This is a genomic window from Comamonas testosteroni, from assembly GCF_014076415.1.
Classification (GTDB): Bacteria; Pseudomonadota; Gammaproteobacteria; order Burkholderiales; family Burkholderiaceae_C; genus Comamonas; species Comamonas testosteroni_F.
In genome coordinates this window covers 5,863,120-5,882,972 of record NZ_CP043568.1, presented here as the reverse complement: position 1 = coordinate 5,882,972, position 19,853 = coordinate 5,863,120, and the positions used below count along the sequence as shown (strand labels likewise).

General features: G+C 63.8%; 13 protein-coding genes. 9 read left to right on the top strand and 4 right to left on the bottom strand.

Annotated features, from left to right (window positions below):
- Positions 1-62: 62 nt before the first annotated feature.
- From F0P97_RS27100 to F0P97_RS27085, 4 genes are read left to right on the top strand one after another with little or no spacing between them, the layout of a single operon-like run.
- Entirely contained in the window at positions 63-4,124 is a 4,062-nt protein-coding gene (locus F0P97_RS27100) for a YhdP family protein (RefSeq protein ID WP_182285083.1), read from the top strand.
- On the top strand, positions 4,121-4,936 hold the full coding sequence (locus F0P97_RS27095; RefSeq protein WP_182285082.1) for a carbon-nitrogen hydrolase family protein: 816 nt from the start codon (positions 4,121-4,123) through the stop codon (positions 4,934-4,936). Before F0P97_RS27100 ends, F0P97_RS27095 begins: the two co-directional genes overlap by 4 nt.
- On the top strand, positions 4,933-7,008 hold the full coding sequence (locus tag F0P97_RS27090; protein ID WP_182285081.1) for a two-component system sensor histidine kinase NtrB: 2,076 nt from the start codon (positions 4,933-4,935) through the stop codon (positions 7,006-7,008). Before F0P97_RS27095 ends, F0P97_RS27090 begins: the two co-directional genes overlap by 4 nt.
- Positions 7,009-7,013: 5 nt before the next feature.
- Complete coding sequence (locus F0P97_RS27085; RefSeq protein ID WP_003066795.1) at positions 7,014-7,643, top strand: response regulator transcription factor; 630 nt, start codon at positions 7,014-7,016, stop codon at positions 7,641-7,643.
- A gap of 65 nt (positions 7,644-7,708) precedes the next feature.
- Here F0P97_RS27085 and F0P97_RS27080 read toward each other — a convergent pair whose 3' ends face one another.
- On the bottom strand, positions 7,709-8,368 hold the full coding sequence (locus F0P97_RS27080) for an OmpA family protein (RefSeq protein WP_003066797.1): 660 nt from the start codon (positions 8,366-8,368) through the stop codon (positions 7,709-7,711).
- A 184-nt stretch (positions 8,369-8,552) separates the two neighbouring features.
- On the bottom strand, positions 8,553-8,723 hold the full coding sequence (locus F0P97_RS27075; protein ID WP_003072234.1) for a hypothetical protein: 171 nt from the start codon (positions 8,721-8,723) through the stop codon (positions 8,553-8,555).
- Here F0P97_RS27075 and F0P97_RS27070 point away from each other — a divergent pair.
- The gene (locus tag F0P97_RS27070) at positions 8,722-9,897 is read left to right on the top strand and encodes a murein transglycosylase A (RefSeq protein ID WP_182285080.1); all 1,176 of its coding nucleotides are present in this window, start codon (positions 8,722-8,724) and stop codon (positions 9,895-9,897) included. The two genes, F0P97_RS27075 and F0P97_RS27070, sit on opposite strands and share 2 nt — an antisense overlap.
- Positions 9,898-9,990: 93 nt before the next feature.
- Here F0P97_RS27070 and F0P97_RS27065 read toward each other — a convergent pair whose 3' ends face one another.
- On the bottom strand, positions 9,991-11,700 hold the full coding sequence (locus F0P97_RS27065; protein ID WP_182285079.1) for an MFS transporter: 1,710 nt from the start codon (positions 11,698-11,700) through the stop codon (positions 9,991-9,993).
- A gap of 221 nt (positions 11,701-11,921) precedes the next feature.
- Positions 11,922-12,404 (bottom strand): Lrp/AsnC family transcriptional regulator, encoded by a 483-nt coding sequence (locus F0P97_RS27060; RefSeq protein ID WP_003072240.1) that lies wholly within the window; start codon positions 12,402-12,404, stop codon positions 11,922-11,924.
- Positions 12,405-12,602: 198 nt separating this feature from the next.
- On the opposite strand from F0P97_RS27060, the gene F0P97_RS27055 reads away from it, so the two are divergent.
- The 4 genes from F0P97_RS27055 (at position 12,603) to secF (ending at position 19,833) form a co-directional block, all read left to right on the top strand.
- Positions 12,603-16,181, top strand: a complete 3,579-nt coding sequence (locus F0P97_RS27055) for an indolepyruvate ferredoxin oxidoreductase family protein (RefSeq protein WP_182285078.1) — start codon at positions 12,603-12,605, stop codon at positions 16,179-16,181.
- A gap of 364 nt (positions 16,182-16,545) precedes the next feature.
- Complete coding sequence (gene yajC, locus F0P97_RS27050) at positions 16,546-16,878, top strand: preprotein translocase subunit YajC (RefSeq protein WP_003066810.1); 333 nt, start codon at positions 16,546-16,548, stop codon at positions 16,876-16,878.
- An 88-nt stretch (positions 16,879-16,966) separates the two neighbouring features.
- A complete protein-coding gene (secD, locus tag F0P97_RS27045; protein ID WP_179627347.1) occupies positions 16,967-18,865 on the top strand; it encodes a protein translocase subunit SecD in 1,899 nt (632 codons plus the stop codon).
- 11 nt (positions 18,866-18,876) lie between these two features.
- Positions 18,877-19,833: a protein translocase subunit SecF gene (gene secF, locus F0P97_RS27040; protein WP_003072247.1), complete on the top strand. Its 957-nt coding sequence runs from the start codon at positions 18,877-18,879 to the stop codon at positions 19,831-19,833.
- Positions 19,834-19,853 lie beyond the last annotated feature (20 nt).

Sequence of the window (19,853 nt, the reverse complement as noted above, 5' to 3'; positions counted from 1 at the left end):
CTAGGCCACCGATGATCGAACCGAAACCACTCCCAACTCGCCAAATTCATAGGCTGGCCAGCTTGGCACGGTGGTCTCTGGGACTGGTCCTGAGCCTGTGGCTGCTGCTGGCCACCGTGTGGGGGGTGCTCCATTTCTGGATTGTGCCGCGAATCGAACAGTGGCGCCCCGAGCTGGAATCCCTGGCCTCACGCACCCTGGGTGTACCGGTTTCGATTGGCCGGCTGCATGCTTACCGCTCGGGTCTGGTGCCGACTTTCGAGCTGGGCGATGTAGTCCTGCATGACCCTGCGAACAAGAGTGAGGCCTTGCTACTGCCCAAGGTGGTGGTGGCGGTCTCTGCCCATTCGCTGATGACCCTGGGCGTCGAGCAGATATATCTGGAAGGGCCGGATCTGACGGTCCGCCGCGATGCCGACGGCCAGATCTTTGTGGCCGGCATTGCCGTGTCATCCGATCCGGGGCAGGGAACCGACTCCGACTGGATCTTCTCCCAGCCCGAAATCGCCATCCGCGGCGGCAAGCTGCAGTGGGTGGACGAACTGCGCAATGCCGCGCCCTTGCAACTGCTGGATGTGGATCTGGTGCTGCGCAACAAGCGCTGGCACCACTCCCTGCGGCTGGATGCCACGCCGCCGCAGGGCTGGGGCCAGCGCTTTACGGTCATGGGCAACTTCAAGGAGCCTTTGCTGTCGGTGCATGAAGGGCGTCTGGAGCGCTGGAGCGGGCAGGCCTATCTGGACTTCACGCATATCGACCTGTCGCATCTGGGCCAGTATCTGGGCCCGCAGGACTGGAAGCTGCAGCAGGGCAAGGGCTCGGTCAGGGCCTGGCTGGATGTGGATCACGGACAGCCCGTTGGCGGGGTGGCCGATGTCGCGGTGCAGGCGCTGCAGCTGCAATGGCGGGACAGACCCGAGCCCCTGGCCCTGCAGGCCTTGCGGGGGCGTTTGCGGGCCAAGAATCAGAACGGTTACCAGTTTTCCGTCCAGGGATTGCAGTTCACGGCCGATGACGGGCTGAACTGGCCCAGAGGCGATTTCAGCCTGCGCTATGTACCGACCGGCGCTTCCGAGCAGGGCAGTCAGGGCGAGCATGGCGACGTTCAGGCCGATGGCATCGACCTGGCCATTGCGGCGCAGATGCTGCAGCGTCTGCCCCTGCCGGAGTCCGTGCAGACCCAGCTCAGGGCGCTTGCGCCGGCAGGACAGCTGAGTGATCTCAAGCTGTCATGGCGCGGACCTCTGCAGCAGCTGGCGCAGTACAAGGCTTCGGGGCGCTTCGAGCAGCTGGGCTTGCGTTCCCAGGCTTCGCAGGAGGGCCCGCACAGCATAGGTATTCCCGGCGTGCGGGGCTTGAGCGGCAAGTTCAGCCTGGACCAGGACAGCGGCGAGGCCACGCTGACCAAGGCGCCGGCCGCCAATCAGGCCATGCTGAGCTTTCCCGGCGTGTTTGAAGACCCCGACATCCCGTTCGACCAGTTCGACAGCCTGGTGCGCTGGCAGTTGCTGGACAAGGGGCAGTCCATCAAGGTGCAAGTGCCCCGGCTGCGTTTCGCCAATGAGGACACGGCCGGCCAGGCCCAGGCCAGCTGGCAGTCCGGTGCTGGGACCAAGGAGCAGCCGCGCTTTCCGGGGTTGCTGGATCTGCAAGGGCAGCTCAGTCGCGCCAAGGGTGAACGCATTTATCGCTATCTGCCCCAGGATCTGGGCAGCGATGCGCTGCGCTATGTGCGCGAGGCCATCACCACGGGTCAGGCCAGCGCGGTGAACTTCCGCGTCAAGGGCGAGCTCGAGCATGTGCCGTTTGAAAAGCCGGGCAAGGGCGAGTTCCACATCAGCGCCCAGGTGCATGATGTGAACTACCAGTTCGTGCCCGGCTATCTGCTCGGGCCCGGCGAAAAGCCCTGGCCGCCGCTGACCAGGCTGTCGGGCGAGCTGGTGTTCGATCGAAACTCCATGCAGGTGCGCAAGGCCAAGGGCTTTCTGGGACATACCGCCATCGTGGTTGATGAAGCACAGGCCGGAGTGGCCGACTGGAACCTGACCGAGGTGGAGGTCAACGCCAAGGCTCATGGAGCCCTGGGCGATATGCTGAATTTGGTTCAAGGCTCTGCGCTGTCTGCGCTGACCGCCCATGCTCTGGATAGCAGCAAGGCCACGGGCAACGCCAGGCTCAGCCTCAGGCTGCATCTGCCCACCATGCATATGGAGCGCAGCAAGGTTCAGGGTGAAGTGGCGCTGGCGGGCAATACGCTGCAGCTGATGCCCGAGGTGCCCACACTCAGTCAACTGCGCGGCAATGTGCAGTTTTCGGAAACCGGCTTTCAGCTCTCGGGTGTGCAAGCCAAAGCGCTGGGCGGTGATGTGCGCATCGAGGGCGGCATGAAGCCTGCCGCCGACGCCGCCACGGCTCCGGTGCAAGTGCGCATAGACGGTATTGCCACGGCCCAGGGCCTGCGTGACGCCAAGGAGATGAGCGAACTGGTGGCTCTGGGCAGGCATCTGCAAGGCCAGGCGCGTTATGGCTTGCAGATCAAGGTGCTGCACAGCGTGCCGGAAATCAGTCTGCAGTCCGACCTGCAGGGCATGGCGGTCATGTTGCCGGCTCCTTTGGGAAAGGCAGCCGACAGCTCCCTGGCCCTGCGTGTCAACCGCACGGTGCCAGCCGTGGCCAAGCCGCTGACCGATCAGTTCAGCGTGCAATGGGGCAATCAGGCCGCCGCCTTGCTGGAGCGCGATATCAGCGGGGCTCAGGCCCGCATCACACGCGGCAGCCTGGAGCTGGTGGAGACGGGCAAGGCGGAAGCCGCTTTGCCGGCTGCCGGCCTGCAGGCCAGGGTGCAGTTGCCGGTGCTTGATCTGGATGCCTGGAGTCGTTTGTGGCCCGATGGCGCAGGGGGGGCTGCCGATAGCCCCGGTACCGAGGAAGAGAGCTGGCGCCAGTTTGTGCCGCAGCAACTGGCGCTCAAGGCGCGCGAGGTCAGGCTCCATGGCCGTTCGCTGCACGATGTATCCCTGCAGCTCAGCCATGCCAACAAGGTCTGGACCAACCAGATCCAGTCACGCGATCTGGCGGGGCGTGTGGAGTATCGCGAGCCATCTGCGCAGGAGCCGGGCGGCCTTGTCATCGCCAGGCTCTCGCGTCTGAGCATTCCCGACGGCCCGGACGAAGGGCTGGATGCTGCTGCGGAACAGACCGGCAATGTGCGCGAGTTACCGGCCTTGCAGGTCAGTGTGGACGACTTCCAGCTGGGCAAGCGTTCGCTGGGCAAGCTGGATGTGGTGGCGCGCAATCAAGGGCTGTCCGGCGGTGCGGGACAGCGCGAATGGCAGCTGTCGCGCTTCAATATCAGCACGCCCGAGGCGACGTTGACGGCCCAGGGATCCTGGGGGCTGCGCTCCAGTGACAAAAAGCACCCGGGTCAGACCCAGCTGCAGTTCCAGCTCAATCTGCGCGATGTGGGCAAGCTGCTCAATCGCTTTGACATGCCTGGCGTGGTTGCCAATGGACAGGGCCAGCTGCAGGGTGAAATCAGCTGGACAGGAGCGCCCGTGACGCCGGGGTTCAAGACCATGTCCGGCGCCGTGCATCTGGAGGTGCAAAAAGGCCAGTTCCTCAAGGCCGATCCGGGACTGGCCAAGCTGCTGGGCGTGCTCAGCCTGCAGTCCTTGCCCAGGCGACTGACGCTGGACTTCCGCGACGTGTTCCGCAACGGCTTCTCGTTCGACTTCATGCGGGGCGATGTCACCATAGAGCGCGGCATAGCCAAGACGAATAACATGCAGATGAAGGGCGTGAATGCGGCCGTGCTGATGGAGGGCTCTGCCGATATCGACAAGGAAACCCAGGACCTGCATGTGGTGGTGGTGCCGGAGATCAACGCCCTGTCCGCCTCCCTGGTTGCGACGGCCATCAATCCCGTAGTGGGGCTGAGCAGCTTTCTGGCCCAGATGATTTTGCGTGGCCCGCTGATTGCGGCCACGACCAAGGAGTTCCATATCCACGGCAGCTGGGAAGACCCGCAGGTGACCGAGCTGCCCAGGCGCAGCGTGCCCAAGGTCGGTGCCGACGATGTCGGCAAGCAGCCCGCTGCCGCTCCAAGCTCAGAGGAGAAGCCATGAAGATTGCCGCTCTACAAATGGTCTCGGGTCAGGACGTCGCAGCCAATCTGGTGCAGGCGCGCAGCCTGATGCAGCAGGCTGCCGCCCTGGGGGCGGAGCTGGTGGTGCTGCCCGAGTATTTCTGTGCCATGGGAGCCAGGGACACCGACAAGCTGGCCTACCGGGAGGTTTTTGGCCAAGGGCCGATCCAGGACTTCATGGCCGGGGCTGCCAGGCAGCTGCAGCTGTGGGTGGTGGCCGGCACGCTGCCGCTGCAGGCCGCTGACGACAGCCATGTGCTCAACACCAGCCTGGTCTATTCGCCCGTGGGAGAATGCGTGGCCCGCTACGACAAGATCCACCTGTTTCAGTTCGACAACGGGCGCGAGAGCTATACCGAGGCCGCCGTGGTGCAGGCGGGCAGCCAGCCCGTAGTCTGCGACATACAGGCCAGAAATGGCGTGAGCTGGCGCCTGGGTCTGAGTGTCTGCTATGACCTTCGCTTTCCCGAGCTGTATCGTGCGCTCAGCGCACAGGGGGCCGATCTGCTGCTGGTGCCAAGTGCCTTCACCTACACCACGGGCCAGGCGCACTGGGAGGTGCTGCTGCGGGCGCGGGCAATAGAGAACCTGGCCTATGTGCTGGCACCGGGCCAGGGCGGCGTGCATGAAAACGGTCGCCGCACCTGGGGCCACAGTCTGCTGATCGACCCCTGGGGCGAGGTGCAGAGCCTCCAGGCCAGCGGCACCGGTGTGGTGGCGGGAGAGCTCAATCGTGACCGCTTGCTGCAAGTGCGCCAGCAACTGCCGGCCCTGAGCCATCGTGTGCTGTGACTGATCCGCTGAATACCGCGCTTGACGCACTGCCCGAGGACCATCCTGCCCATTGGCCCTGGCGGCGCTGGCGCATGGCCTGGAAGCGCTGGTCGCTATGGACCTTGCTGGTGGCACTGGTGGTCAGCATGCTGGTCACCATGGTCTGGCTGGCCGGGCGCTATGAAGCATCGCAGGTGCAGGAAAAGCTGGAGCGCGATACCGCCAATGCCGTAGGCGATATCCGTGCAGCGCTGGGCCGCAATCTGCAGGACCTGCTGGCGCTGAGCGCCTACAGCAGCAAGCATGCCGCCTGGCGCGAGCATGCGACCGAGCTGCTGCAGCAGCGCCGCGACCTGATGCGCATCGAGTGGCGGGGCGAAAACATGCGCCTCATCGAGCATGCCGAGACGCCTTACCGCACCTTGCTGGTCGAGGACGAAAGCCACTTGCCCGAGCTGCATTCGGGCGAGGCACTGACCTGTACCCAGGCCAGGCGCGTCAACGGGCCGTCGTATTCGCCCAGCCGCTTCCAGCTGCTGGGCGAGGGCCTGGGCACGGAGACCATGCAGGTCTGCATGCCGTTGACGGAGAACGGCCATGTGGTGGGCTATGTTCTGGGCACCTACAGCCTGCAAGGCATTCTCCTGGCCCAGGTGGGCAAGTCCCTGCCGCGCACCCAGGAGGTTTCGTTCACCGAGCCTGACGGCACGCGTCTGGCCATGGTGGGGGCGGCCTGGCGCGGCTCGCGCATGTTCACGGCCCAGCAGTTGCTGGATTTGCCCGGCAACACCCTGGTGCTGCGCATGGACAGCTGGCATCACGCACCCAGCGTCTTTCCGAATGTGATGACGGCGCTGGTGACCGGCATGTCGATCGCGCTGGTGACCGTGGTGGTGGTGCTGGTGCGCGACAACCGCCGCCGCCTGCGCGCGGAACGCGATCTGGGCGATGCGCTGGCCTTTCGCAAGGCCATGGAGGACTCCCTGGTCACGGGCATGCGTGCACGTGATCTCCAGGGCCGCATCACCTATGTGAACCCGGCCTTTTGCAATATGGTGGGCTTCAGCGCGCAGGAGCTGCTGGGTCTCAATGTGGCGCCTTACTGGCCGCCCGAGCTGGCCCAGGAATATGTGAGCCGGCGCGATCAGCGTCTTGCCGGCTTGCTGCCCACACCGCGCCAGGGCCACGAGAGCGTGTTCATGCGCAAGGACGGCTCGCGCTTTCCGGTGCTGATTTTCGAGGCACCGCTGATCACCGCCCAGGGCCAGCACACGGGCTGGATGAGCGCCTTCATCGACATCAGCGAGCAGCGCCGCATGGAGGAGATGTCGCGTGCCTCACAGGAGCGTCTGCAGGCCACGGCACGCCTTGCGACCGTTGGCGAGATGGCCTCCATGCTCAGCCATGAGCTGACGCAGCCGCTGGCCGCCATTTCCAGCTATGCCACGGGTTCGCTCAATCTGCTGGAGCATGAGCCTGCCGACCCTCATGCCCCGCATCTCAAGGACTTGCGAATGGCTCTGGAGCGCATCAGCTTTCAGGCCGATCGCGCGGGCAAGGTCATCAAGAGCGTGCGCGATTTCGTGCGCCGGCGAGACAAGTCCAGAGAGGTGGTGCCGCCCGTGGAGCTGATCGATGCCGTCATGCCTCTGGTCTATCTGCAGGCGCACAAGCTCAATGCAACGGTGCAACTGGAGCTGGAGCCCGATCTGCCTGGGGTGCTGTGCGATGTCACCATGGTCGAGCAGGTCCTGCTCAATCTGGCGCGCAACGGCATGCAGGCCATGGACCTGCCCGAGCTCAAGGAGAGGGTGTTGACCATGGCTGTCAGGCGCAGTTCTGACGGTAATAACGCGCGTTGGGTAGAATTTTCCATCATGGACTGCGGCGCCGGCATTTCTGCGGAAGTCGCCGAGCAGCTGTTCACCCCCTTCTTCACCACGCGCGCCGAAGGCATGGGCCTGGGCCTGAGCCTGTGCCGCACGGTGGTGGAGCAACATGGTGGTCACCTTGATTACCGCCCGCATCTCCCGCAGGGCACGGAGTTTGTCTTCACGCTTCCGGCCCACAGGGAACCCAGAGAGAACTAGGCTTCATGGAACCTGTAACCGACGCTACCGTCTACGTTGTGGACGACGATGCCGATGTCCGAGAGGCATTGGCATGGCTGCTGCGTTCGCGCCGATTGCTGAGCGAGTGCTATCGCAACGCCGAAGAATTCGAGCAGGCCGTGCTGCAGACCAGCCCCGTGACGCGCCGGCCCTGCTGCCTGCTGCTCGATATGCGCATGACGGGCATGAGCGGCCTGTCGCTGTTCAACCGCATGCTGGAGCGCGGCCAGATCGAGGCCATGCCCGTGATCTTTCTGACCGGACATGCCGATGTGCCGACGGCCGTGGATACGGTCAAGCGCGGTGCCTTCGATTTTTGCGAGAAACCGTTTTCCGACAACGCGCTGGTGGACCGTGTGGAGCAGGCTCTGGCGCTGTCTGCCGAGCATCTGGCTGCCTTGCAGGCGCGCGAAGAGGTGCGCAGCCGCTTGGACGAGCTGACCGATCGGGAAAAAGACGTGATGAAACTGGTTGTCGAGGGCGTGCCGAACAAGTTGATTGCCGATCAGCTCGATATCAGCGTGCGCACTGTGGAAGTGCACCGGGCGCGAGTCTTCGACAAGATGCAGGTCAAGTCGGCCGTCGAGCTGGCCAATCTGCTGCGCAACGCCTGAGCGCAAACCTTCGCGGCATGAAAAAAGCCCCGCTTTGCGGGGCTTTTTGCTGGCTGGTGCCTGTCTTACTGAGGAGCGCGTTCACCCACGAAGATTTCCACGCGGCGGTTGCGCGCACGGCCTTCGTTGGTGGCATTGGAAGCCACGGGCTGGTGCGAGCCCATGCCCTGCACCTGGATGCGGGCGCCGTTGACGCCACGCGAGGTCAGATAGTTGCGGGTGCTCTCGGCGCGCTGCAGCGACAGAGGGTTGTTGATGGCATCGGAGCCTGTGCTGTCGGTGTGACCGATGATGCGCACTTCTGCGTTGGGGTTGTTGCGCAGACCTTCGGCAAAGCGATCGAGGATGGGGGCGAAGTTGCCCTTGATGTCGGCGCGGCCGGTGTCAAAGGAGATGTCGCTGGGGATGTCCAGCTTGAGCTGGTTGTCCGCGGTCTGTGTCACGCCCACGCCTGTGCCCTGGGTCGCGGCTTCCATTTCACGCTTTTGCTTCTCGAGGTTTTGCGACCAGATATAGGAGCCCAGGGCGCCGACACCGGCACCGATCAGTGCACCCTTGCCGGCATGGCCGCCAGCAATGGCGCCGATGGCAGCGCCGCCCAGTGCGCCCACGCCTGCACCGGTCGCAGTACGACGCGTGGTGTCCGACATGCCGCCGGTATTGGCGCAGCCGGTGATCAACAATGCAGAGGCCAGAGCGGCCGTCACAGCCATTTGCTTGCGCATAGAAAACTCCTTAGTTTGATGAACGACCCGGAGGGTCTTGCAAACCAGCTTCGCGTAAAAGCTGCAAGGCCACGAGCGTACTGCCAAGAGAAGGCAAAAAAAGTAGGACGCGGGCCAGCGAGCGGTTTCTGATGCAAAAGATTGTCACATGCAGCCCGCGCTGCAGTGGCTGCAGCGCCATGGGCTAAGCTCGATTAGAGCGATCTTGTTCGGGGTCTGCAAGCACTTCTTTGTGCGGCGCCGGCTCGACCGGGGCCGGCAACTCACCCTTTTTCCGACCCGAGAACATGGTCCACCACACAATAGCGACCAAAATGGCCAATGCCAGCAGTGCTTCAAGCAAAATCAGACCCATGAATTTCCATCTCCTGCGCCGTGCTTCACTGGCGCTGATTGTAGGAACCCTGGTGGCATGCACCACCACCAAGCAGCAAAACGACCCGGCATCGGTGCCCGAGATGGCTCCGCATGGCGGGCCGGCTTCCGCAGCCAAGCCGCCGTTCACCGCCAATGTACCGACTAAAAGCCGCTGGGTGGCGGTGGACTGGGGCGAGCTGCCCGGCGTGCCCCAGGATTCCCTGAACGAGGCCTGGAATGCCTGGATCAAGAATTGCGAGCGTCCCAGCACCGTGTTTGCCAATCTGTGCGGCGAGGTGCGAAGGCTGAGCATTGCTTCGGAAGACGAGCAGCGCAGCTGGATGATCAACACGCTGCAGCCCTATCGCATCGAAGCGACCACGGGCAGCCCCGACGGCATGCTGACCGCCTATTACGAGCCCTTGTACGAGGCGCGCCGTGTACAGGGCAACGGCTTCAACGTGCCCATCTACCAGGTCCCGCAGGGCTTTGGCAAGCGCAAGCCCTGGTTCACGCGCCAGCAGATCGATACCAACCCCGAGGCGCAGGCCGCCCTGGCCGGCCGTGCCATTGCCTGGCTGCGCGACCCGGTGGACATGCTGGTGCTGCATATCCAGGGCTCGGGCCGGCTGATGCTGACCGAGGCCGACGGCCGCCAGCGCATGATCCGCGTGGCCTATGCCGGCACCAACGATCAGCCCTACAAGAGCGTGGGCCGCTGGCTGCTCGATCAGAACCTGGTGCGCGATGCCACCTGGCCCGGCATCAGTGCCTGGATTGCCGCCAATCCCTCGCGTGTCAACGAGATGCTCTGGAGCAATCCGCGCTATGTGTTCTTCCGCGAGGAGGCGCTCAACGACTTCGATGCCCAGTTCGGCCCCAAGGGAGCGCAGGGCGTGGCGCTGACGCCGGGCCGCTCCATTGCCGTGGACCGCAACAGCATCCCCTACGGCACGCCGGTCTGGCTGTCCACGCCCGGCCCCACGGTATCGCTCAACCGCCTGGTGTTCGCGCAGGATACGGGCAGCGCCATTCTGGGCGCCGTGCGCGCCGACTATTTCATGGGCTGGGGGGCCGAGGCCGGTGATGTGGCGGGCCGCATCAAGCAGCCGCTCAAGCTCTGGGCCTTCTGGCCCAAGGCCTTGGCCGGATCGGCGCCGCATCTGCGCTGATGCAGAAACAGGAGCTGCCAGCGCTTTCTGGTCAATGAATTTCAGTAAATATTTATCTGAAATCATTGTGTTGAAAGCGCTGGAAGCTCTTTTTTAGAGAGCGTCGGTGAAGTAGCGCTGCACCACGGGCGGCTCCTTGCCCTTGTGAAAGCTCAGCTTGCGGTCGCGCAGCGCCACATCGGCCGTCGTCACGCGCTCGAAGCGGCGCAGGTGCTCGGTCCAGGACTCGTCGGTGATCTGCTCCACGAAGCGCTCGGGCTGGCTCATGCTGTGCAGCAGGCTCCAGGCCAGCGCGCCCTGGCGCAGGCGGCTGCGCCGGCTCAGCTGCATCAGATCGCGGAAGGCGCCGGCCCTGGCCGGGTCGATCAGGTACTCGATGGTCACCACCACGCGGCCGGCTTCGGGCGGCAGCGCGGCTGTCGGCGGCGTGAAGGCGCGCGAAGGGCTGAGGTCTTCCTCGATGTCGCGGTCCGGGTTCAGGCGCTGCACGATCAGCAGCGCCGTCAGCCCGCTGACGGCGGCCACGGCCATGCTGATCTGCACCGAGCCCAGGCTGGCGACCTTGCCCCAGATGGCGGCGCCGATGGCCGTGCTGCCCATGATGGACATCTGGTAGATGGACATGCCACGTGCCCGCACCCAGTTGGGCAGGGCCATCTGCGCGGCCACGCCCAGCGTGTTGGCGGTGGCCAGCAGGGCCAGGCCCGAGAGCATCATGCCCGGTACGGCCACGGCGATATGGGGGGCGAAGGCCACGGTCAGCGTGGCCAGGCTTTGCGCGGCCACGCCGGCCAGCACCGTGCGCTCGCCCGACAGCATCTGGCGTATGCGCGGCAGCAGCATGGCGCCCAGGATGGCGCCCGCGCCCATGGACGCCAGCAGCAGCGTGAAGGTGCCGGCACTGCCGCTGCTGGCCGTGCCGTGGTCCAGGCGCTGGGCCGTCAGCGGCAGCAGCGCCATGATGGCGGCGGCCTGCAGAAAGTAGCAGACGGTGCGCAGCAGCACGGCATGCATGCGCGGCGACTCCTGGATGAACTGCAGGCCCACGCGCATGGCCGAGCCCAGGCGCTCGCGGCCCAGCGGGTTGGCGGGCTGCTGGCGTTTCCAGCGCAGCAGCACAAAGCCCGAGACGATGGACAGAGCTGCGTTGAGCACGAACACCCAGGCGCTGCCCAGGCTGGCAATGACGGCCCCGGCCACCAGCGGGCCGATGATGCGCGAGGCATTCATGGCCACGCCGTTGAGCGCCATCGCAAAAGGCAGGTGGTGCTTGGGCACCAGCTCGGGGATCAGCGCGGAGAACACCGGCCAGCGCATGGCCAGGCCGATGCCGTTGGCAAACACCAGGGCCAGCAGCAGATAGGGCGTCAGCTGGCCCGAGAGCACGGCCAGACACAGCAGCAGCGCCACGGCAGCCACCCAGAACTGGGTGACGATGAAATAGCGGCGCCGGTCCAGGATATCGGCCAGCGCGCCACTGGGAAGGGCCAGCAGCATGACCGGCAGGGTGGAGGCCGACTGCACCAGCGCCACCAGCACGGGCGAGGTGGTCAGCGATGTCATCAGCCAGGCGGCCGCCACATCGTTCATCCACATGCAGATATTGGCCGTCATCCAGATCATCCACAGCATGCGGAAGGTGGGTGTGGCCAGTGGTGTCCAGACGCCCGGGGCCGCGGCAGGCGGCGCGCCTCCGTCATGCATGGCCGAGGGATCTTCCAGCAGCTTGCCTGCAGGGACCTGGCCGGATTCTGAAATTATTGGATTTTGGGGAGCGCGTGCTGCGGAATCATCGTGGGCCATGGGACACGATTCTGTAGCAGGAAAGTTGTGCTGACAAATACGTAGTTTCTCAAACCTGCCCGGCCCGGCGCCCAGTGATGCTCATGCGCTGGATGCTATTGATAAGTGAGCTTTTAGCGCTTGATGGACAAGGATTTCAATATGGATTGAATCTGTATTTGCGATGAACCAAGCGGCATATGCTTCACTTTTGAGTGCCGCCGGGCTGGCGCGGGCGGCACTCAGGCGTGCGTCAGCGTGCTGGGCAGCGGCAGCGCGCTGCTGGACTTGACCTCGCCCAGCGAAAAAATCGTGTGCACGTCTTTGACGTTAGGCAGGCGCAGCAGCACATTGCGCACGAAACCGGAAAAGCTCTCCAGATCCCTGGCCACGACCTGCAGCTCGAAGGTGCCCGCGCCGCTGATGTAGTGGCAGGTGGTGACCTCGGGCAGCAGGCGAATGGCTTCCTCCATGCGCAGCGTGATGTCGGCGGTGTTCTGTGCGGCATCCACGCGCACAAAGGCCAGCACGCCCAGGCCCAGCTTGTGGCGGTCCAGCGTGGCGTGATAGCCGGTGATATAGCCCGACTCCTCCAGCGCGCGCACGCGCCGCCAGCAGGGCGCGGCGGACAGGCCTACACGCTGGGCCAGCTCGGCATTGGTCAGGCGGCCATCCATCTGCAGCTCATTCAGGATGGCCCAGTCGAAGCGATCAAGTTGGTTCATGATTCGCAATTTACAGCAATATTCTTTCAAAAACTAGGTTAATCCCGGCAATAAAAAGAAAGCTCTATTCGGGGTGTTTTCCTTAAACTTTGCTCAAACAAGTTGCGTTCCGTGCCTCTGGCGCAGGAATGCCCAAAGCAATATGCTGCTCTGGTAGCCAACAGCTGCCACGGGTGGTCACCCACATGGAGACAAGCCATGAATGCCCCTTTGCCCGATGAAGTCCGTCGCGCCCTGGAGTCTGTGACTCTGGACGACAAATATTCCCTGGCCCGCGGCCGCGCCTTTATGAGCGGTGTGCAGGCCCTGGTCCGCCTGCCCATGCTGCAGCGGCTGCGCGATGCGCAGGCCGGGCTCAATACCGCGGGCTTCATCAGCGGCTATCGCGGCTCGCCCCTGGGCACCTACGACCAGTCCCTGTGGGCGGCCAAAAAGCATATGGAGGCGAATCACATCGTCTTTCAGCCCGGTGTGAACGAAGAGCTGGGCGCCACGGCCGTCTGGGGCACGCAGCAGCTCGATCTCTATCCCGAAACCAAGAAGTTCGACGGTGTCTTCGGCATCTGGTATGGCAAGGGGCCGGGCGTGGACCGCTGCTCCGACGTGTTCAAGCACGCCAATATGGCGGGCACGGCCAGGCATGGCGGCGTGATTGCGATTGCGGGCGACGACCACATCAGCAAGTCCTCCACGGCCGCGCACCAGAGCGACCACATCTTCAAGGCCTGCGGCACGCCGGTTTTCTTCCCCAGCAATGTGCAGGACATCCTGGACATGGGCCTGCATGCCTTTGCCATGAGCCGTTTCTCGGGCCTGTGGTCGGGCATGAAGACGATCCAGGAGGTGGTGGAGTCCTCTTCCTCGGTGCTGGTGGACCCGGATCGCGTCAACATCATCCTGCCCGAAGACTTTCAGATGCCGGACGGCGGCCTGCATATCCGCTGGCCCGATCCGCCGCTGGAGCAGGAAGCGCGGCTGATGAACTACAAGTGGTACGCAGCCCTGGCCTATGTGCGCGCCAACAAGCTCAACCACAACGTGATCGAGGGGCCGAGCGACCGCTTCGGCATCATCGCCAGCGGCAAGGCCTATAACGACACGCGCCAGGCCATGGCCGACCTGGGGCTGGACGAGGACACCTGCCACCAGCTGGGCATCAGGCTGCACAAGGTCAACGTGGTCTGGCCGCTGGAGGCCACGATCACGCGCGATTTCGCGCGCGGCCTGCAGGAGATTCTGGTGGTCGAGGAAAAGCGCCAGGTCATCGAATACCAGATCAAGGAAGAGCTCTACAACTGGCGCGACGACGTGCGCCCCAATGTGGTGGGCAAGTTCAGCGACGAGCATGGTGGCGAATGGTCGCTGCCCAACCCCAGCACCGACTGGCTGCTGCGCCCCACGGCCGATCTGACTCCCGCCATCATTGCGCGCGCCATTGCCCAGCGCCTGAACAAGCTGGGCGTGCCCGAGCATGTGCAAACGCGCATGCAGCAGCGTCTGGCCGTGCTCGACGCCCGCGAAGCGGCGATCAAGGCGGCCAAGGAAGTCTCGACCGGCGACCGCACGCCCTGGTTCTGCAGCGGCTGCCCGCACAACACCTCGACACGCGTGCCCGAAGGCTCGCGCGCCGTGGCCGGCATCGGCTGCCATTACATGACCACCTGGATGCCCGACCGCCGCACCAGCACCTTCACGCAGATGGGCGGCGAGGGCGTGACCTGGGTGGGGCAGGCGCCTTTCACCAAGGAAGCCCATGTCTTCGCCAATCTGGGTGACGGCACCTACTTCCACAGCGGGCTGCTGGCGATACGCCAGAGCATTGCCGCCGGCACCAACATCACCTACAAGGTGCTCTACAACGATGCCGTGGCCATGACGGGCGGCCAGCGCGTGGGAGAGCGGCCCGAAGGCCATTCGGTGCTGCAGATCATGAACAGCCTGCTCTCCGAAGGCGTGGGCAAGCTGGTCATCGTCACCGACGAACCCGAGAAATACGATGGCGTGAAGCTGGGCGAGGGCGTGACCGTGCACCACCGCGACGAGCTGGATGCGATCCAGCGCCAGTTCCGCGAGCTCCAGGGCTGCACGGCCATCATCTACGACCAGACCTGCGCCACCGAAAAGCGCCGCCGCCGCAAACGCGGCACGCTGAGCACGCCCGACAAGACCGTGGTCATCAACGAGCTGGTCTGCGAGGGCTGTGGCGATTGCTCGGTGCAGTCCAACTGCCTGTCGGTGGAACCCGTGGAGACCGAGTTCGGCCGCAAGCGCCGCATCAACCAGAACAGCTGCAACAAGGACTATTCCTGCGTCAAGGGCTTCTGCCCCAGCTTTGTCACCGTCGAAGGCGGTCAGCTCAAGAAGCCCAGGCAGGAGAAGAAGGGCAGCCTGGAGGCCCTTCCCCATATTCCCGAGCCCGTCCTGCCCGTGGCCGAGCAGGCCTGGGGCATCGTGGTGGCCGGTGTCGGCGGCACGGGCGTGATCACCATCGGTTCGCTGCTGGGCATGGCCGCACACCTGGAAGGCAAGGGCGTGGTCACCCAGGATGCGGCCGGTCTGGCGCAAAAAGGCGGCTCCACCTGGAGTCATATCCAGATCGCCAACCGCGCCGATGCCATCTACACCACCAAGGTGGACATGGCCAAGGCCGATCTGGTCATAGGCTGCGACCCCATCGTGGCGGCCACGCCCACCACCTTGTCCGTGATGCAGCCGGGGCGCACCTATGTGGCGCTCAACAGCCATGCCGCACCCACGGCCACCTTCGTGGGCAATCCCGACTGGCAGTCGCCTGCCGCACGCTGCGCCACGGCGCTGGCCGAGGCCGTGGGCCAGGGCGCCCTGGGCAGCTTCGACGCCGAGAAGGCCTCCACGGCCTTGCTGGGCGACAGCATCTACGCCAACCCCATGATGCTGGGCTACGCCTGGCAAAAGGGCAGGGTGCCGCTCAGCCATGCCTCGCTGATGCGCGCCATGGAGCTCAACGGCGTGCAGGTGGCGCGCAACCAGGAGGCCTTTGAATGGGGCCGCCGCTGCGCCCATGATCTGGAGGCCGTGCGCGCTCTGTATCAGGCATCGCAGGTGATCCAGTTCGTCAAGAAGCCGTCGCTGGAGGAAATGCTGGACAAGCGTGTGGAGTTCCTCACGGCCTACCAGAACGCGGCCTATGCCCGGCAGTACCGCGATTTCGTGGCCAAGGTGCGCGCCGCGGAGGAGCCGCTGGCGCATGGCACGCGCCTGTCCCAGGCCGTGGCGCGCTATCTGTTCAAGCTCATGGCGTACAAGGACGAGTACGAGGTGGCGCGTCTGCACACCGATGCGGCCTTCACCCAGAAGATCAGCGACATGTTCGAGGGCGACTACAAGCTCGTCCATCACCTGGCGCCCCCCGGTTTTGCCAAGAAGGACGAGCAGGGCCATCTGCTGAAAAAGTCCTATGGCCCCTGGATGCGCAAGGCCATGGGCTGGCTGGCCGGCATGAAGGGACTGCGCGGCACGGCGCTCGATCCCTTCGGTCGCACCGAGGAGCGCCGTACCGAGCGCGCCCTGATCGTCGAATACCGCCAGTGCATCGAAACCCTGCTGACGGGCTTGACGGCCGACAAGCTGGCGCTGGCCGTGGAGATCGCCTCCATCCCCGAAGACATTCGAGGCTACGGTCATGTCAAAGAGCACCATCTGGCGGCTGCGCGCATCAAGTGGCAGTCCTTGATGACTCGCTGGAATGGCTCGGCTGTACCTGCTGCGTCAGCGGTCAAGCTGATGGCAGTGAACTAATTGCGCCGAGGCGCATCACAACAAGGCCGGGGCGACCCGGCCTTTGTATTCAGGCCAGAGGCGATGCTGGCAGTGGGCTATCTGGATTTGATAGCTGCCAGCGCCTGTATTGAGTGATATTCAAATATAAAACAATCACAGAACAATACAGGCAATGCGCTGATAGCTATGCTTTTTGCAGGCTTTGTTGATGTGGGACGGGAGGTCCCCATCGCATCAGGGAATGCCTGTGCTGCGCGGCAGCCCATGCCAATCTTGGGTACAAGCCAGCCGAATACAATGTCCCGCTGACCTGGTGAGATCGCGCAAGTGCGCGCCTGCCGGGACCTATTCCTGACAAATTCACTCTTTCGGAGTCTTTTTCGTGTTCATTTCTTCTGCTTTCGCCCAGACCGCTCCTGCCGCCGCTGCTGAAGGCGGCTTCATGGGTTCGCTCACCGGCATGCTGCCTCTGGTGCTGATGTTCGTGGTGCTGTACTTCGTGATGATTCGTCCCCAGATGAAGCGCCAGAAGGAACACCGCTCCATGATCGACGCGCTGGCCAAGGGTGATGAAGTGGCTACCGCCGGCGGCATCATCGGCACCGTGACCCGCATGGCCGAGCAATTCATCTACATCGAAGTGGCTTCCGGCGTGGAAGTTCAGATCCAGCGCTCCGCTGTGGTGCAAGTGCTGCCCAAGGGCACGGCCAAGTAAGCCTGTCCGCTGTGGATTTTGAGGGGTACGGCGCTCGACCAGAGTGCGCGTACCCGTTGTGCGTTGCTGTAAAAAAAAGAGCGCGATCATGAACCGATACCCGGTCTGGAAGTACGCGATCATCGTGATCGCGCTGCTGGTGGGGGTGCTCTACACCCTGCCCAATTTCTTTGGTGAAGCGCCTGCCGTGCAGGTGTCCTCGGCCAAGTCCACCGTCAAGGTGGACAACGCGGTGCTGCAAAAGGTGGAATCCGCCTTGAGCGCGGCCAGTGTCAAAGCCACGTCGATGTCGCTGGAAGGCACCTCGGTGCGCGCCCGCTTCGATACGCCCGACGAGCAGCTCAAGGCCAAGGACGTCATCCAGAAGGCCCTGATCTCCGACCCCACCGACCCTTCCTACATCGTGGCGCTGAACCTGGTGTCGCGCTCGCCCGACTGGCTGACGGCCATCGGCGCCAAGCCCATGTATCTGGGTCTGGACCTGCGTGGCGGCGTGCACTTCATGCTGCAGGTGGACATGGCTGCGGCCCTGACCAAGAAGGCCGAGAGCTATGCGGGCGATCTGCGCTCTTCGATGCGCGACAAGAATATCCGCCATGGCGGTGTCAGCCGCGACGGCAACAACGTCACCATCCGCGTGCGCGACGAAGCCACGCTGACGGCGGCACGCAATCTGATCGCGGACCAGTTCCCCGATCTGGCGGCCACTTCCACGCCTGACGGCACGGGCTTCAAGCTGGTAGCCTCGATCAAGCCTGAAGCTCTGCGCAAGGTGCAGGAGCAGGCGCTCAAGCAGAACATCGTCACGCTGCACAACCGTATCAACGAACTCGGCGTGGCCGAGCCAGTGATCCAGCAGCAGGGCCTTGACCGCATCGTGGTGCAACTGCCCGGCGTGCAGGACACGGCCAAGGCCAAGGACATTCTGGGCCGTACTGCCACACTGGAAGTGCGCATGGTGGACGAGTCCGCCGAAGCGCGTGCTGCCGAGATGGGCTCCGGCCCCGTGCCTTTCGGCTCCGAGAAATACCTGGACCGCAACGGCCAGAGCATCATCGTGCAAAAGCAGGTGACGCTGACCGGCGAGAACCTGACGGATGCCCAGCCCGGCTTTGACAGCCAGACCCAGGAGCCCACCGTCAACCTGACGCTGGACGCCAAGGGCGCGCGCATCTTCAAGGACGTGACGCGCGAGAACGTGGGCAAGCGCATGGCCATCATCCTGTTCGAAAAGGGCAAGGGCGAAGTGGTGACGGCTCCCGTGATTCGTGGCGAAATCGGCGGCGGCCGCGTGCAGATCTCGGGTCGCATGACTACGGCTGAAGCCAACGACACCTCGCTGCTGCTGCGCGCCGGTTCGCTGGCCGCGCCCATGGAGATCATCGAGGAATACACCATCGGCCCAAGCCTGGGTGCCGACAACATCGACCGCGGTATCCACTCCGTGGTCTGGGGCATGGTGGCCGTTGCTGCCTTCATGTGTGTCTATTACATGCTGTTCGGCGTGATTTCCACGATCTCTCTGGGCATCAACGTGTTGCTGCTGCTGGCCATTCTGTCCATGCTGCAGGCCACGCTGACCCTGCCCGGCATTGCCGCCATGGCGCTGGCGCTGGGTGTGGCCATCGACTCGAACGTGCTGATCAACGAGCGCATTCGCGAAGAGCTGCGCGCCGGTGCCTCGCCCCAGGCGGCGATTCATGCCGGTTACGAGCATGCCTGGCACACCATCCTGGACTCGAACGTGACCACGCTGATTGTGGGTCTGGCACTGCTGGCCTTTGGTTCTGGGGTGGTGCGTGGCTTTGCCGTGGTGCACTGCATCGGCATTCTGACCAGCATGTTCTCGGCCGTGTTCTTCTCGCGTGGTCTGGTCAATCTCTGGTACGGCGGTCGCAAGAAGCTCAAGAGCCTCGCCATCGGTCAGGTCTGGAAGCCTGAGGGTGAAGGTCACCGTTCCGTGGCCGGTCGCGGCGGCAACAATTAAGGAGGAAGATCATGGAGTTCTTCCGCATCAAAAAAGACATTCCGTTCATGAAGTACGCGTTGGTCTTCAACGCGATCTCCTTCATCACCTTTGCACTGGCCGTTTTTTTCCTGTTCTCGCGCGGCCTGCATCTGTCCGTGGAGTTCACGGGCGGTACGGTCATGGAAGTGGCGTACACCCAGCCTGCCGACATCGGCAAGGTGCGTGAAACCGTTTCCAAGCTCGGCTATGCCGATGTGATCGTCCAGAATTTCGGTACATCCAAGGATGTGATGATTCGTCTGCCCGTGCAAAAGGGCGTGACGACTGCTCAGCAAAGTGAGCGCGTGATCACTGCACTGAAGGCCGAGGATGCAGAGGTCACGCTGCGCCGCACCGAGTTTGTCGGCCCGCAGGTGGGCGATGAGCTGATGCACAACGGCCTGATGGCGCTGGGCATGGTGGTGCTGGGCATCATCATCTATCTGGCCTTTCGCTTCGAGTGGAAGTTCGGTGTGGCGGCCATCATTGCCAACTTGCACGACGTGATCATCATCCTGGGCTTCTTCGCCTTCTTCCAGTGGGAGTTTTCGCTCTCCGTGCTGGCAGGCGTGCTGGCCGTGCTGGGCTACTCGGTCAATGAGTCCGTGGTGATCTTCGACCGTATCCGCGAAGCCTTCCGCAAGTTCCGCAAGCTCAGTACCCACGAGGTGATCGACCACGCCATCACGTCGACCATGAGCCGGACCATCATCACTCACGCTTCGACCGAAGCCATGGTGCTGTCCATGTTCTTCTTTGGCGGCCCCAGCCTGCATTACTTTGCGCTGGCGCTGACGATCGGTATCTTGTTCGGTATCTATTCTTCGGTGTTCGTGGCGGCTGCCATTGCCATGTGGCTGGGCGTCAAGCGCGAAGATCTGGTCAAGGCTCCAGCCAAGCCCGGGTCGCAAGATCCCAATGATCCCAATGCGGGAGCCGTGGTCTGAAGTTTTGACCATTGCGGCGG

What these genes read in the sequence shown, in the direction of transcription:
- F0P97_RS27065 (WP_182285079.1), bottom strand. Translation starts at nt 11,700, where the DNA reads ATGGCCCACGATGATTCCGCAGCACGCGCTCCCCAAAATCCAATAATT.
- F0P97_RS27055 (WP_182285078.1), top strand. Translation starts at nt 12,603, where the DNA reads ATGAATGCCCCTTTGCCCGATGAAGTCCGTCGCGCCCTGGAGTCTGTG.
- secF (WP_003072247.1), top strand. Translation starts at nt 18,877, where the DNA reads ATGGAGTTCTTCCGCATCAAAAAAGACATTCCGTTCATGAAGTACGCG.
- F0P97_RS27085 (WP_003066795.1), top strand. Translation starts at nt 7,014, where the DNA reads ATGGAACCTGTAACCGACGCTACCGTCTACGTTGTGGACGACGATGCC.
- secD (WP_179627347.1), top strand. Translation starts at nt 16,967, where the DNA reads ATGAACCGATACCCGGTCTGGAAGTACGCGATCATCGTGATCGCGCTG.
- F0P97_RS27075 (WP_003072234.1), bottom strand. Translation starts at nt 8,723, where the DNA reads ATGGGTCTGATTTTGCTTGAAGCACTGCTGGCATTGGCCATTTTGGTC.
- F0P97_RS27095 (WP_182285082.1), top strand. Translation starts at nt 4,121, where the DNA reads ATGAAGATTGCCGCTCTACAAATGGTCTCGGGTCAGGACGTCGCAGCC.
- F0P97_RS27070 (WP_182285080.1), top strand. Translation starts at nt 8,722, where the DNA reads ATGAATTTCCATCTCCTGCGCCGTGCTTCACTGGCGCTGATTGTAGGA.
- F0P97_RS27080 (WP_003066797.1), bottom strand. Translation starts at nt 8,368, where the DNA reads ATGCGCAAGCAAATGGCTGTGACGGCCGCTCTGGCCTCTGCATTGTTG.
- F0P97_RS27060 (WP_003072240.1), bottom strand. Translation starts at nt 12,404, where the DNA reads ATGAACCAACTTGATCGCTTCGACTGGGCCATCCTGAATGAGCTGCAG.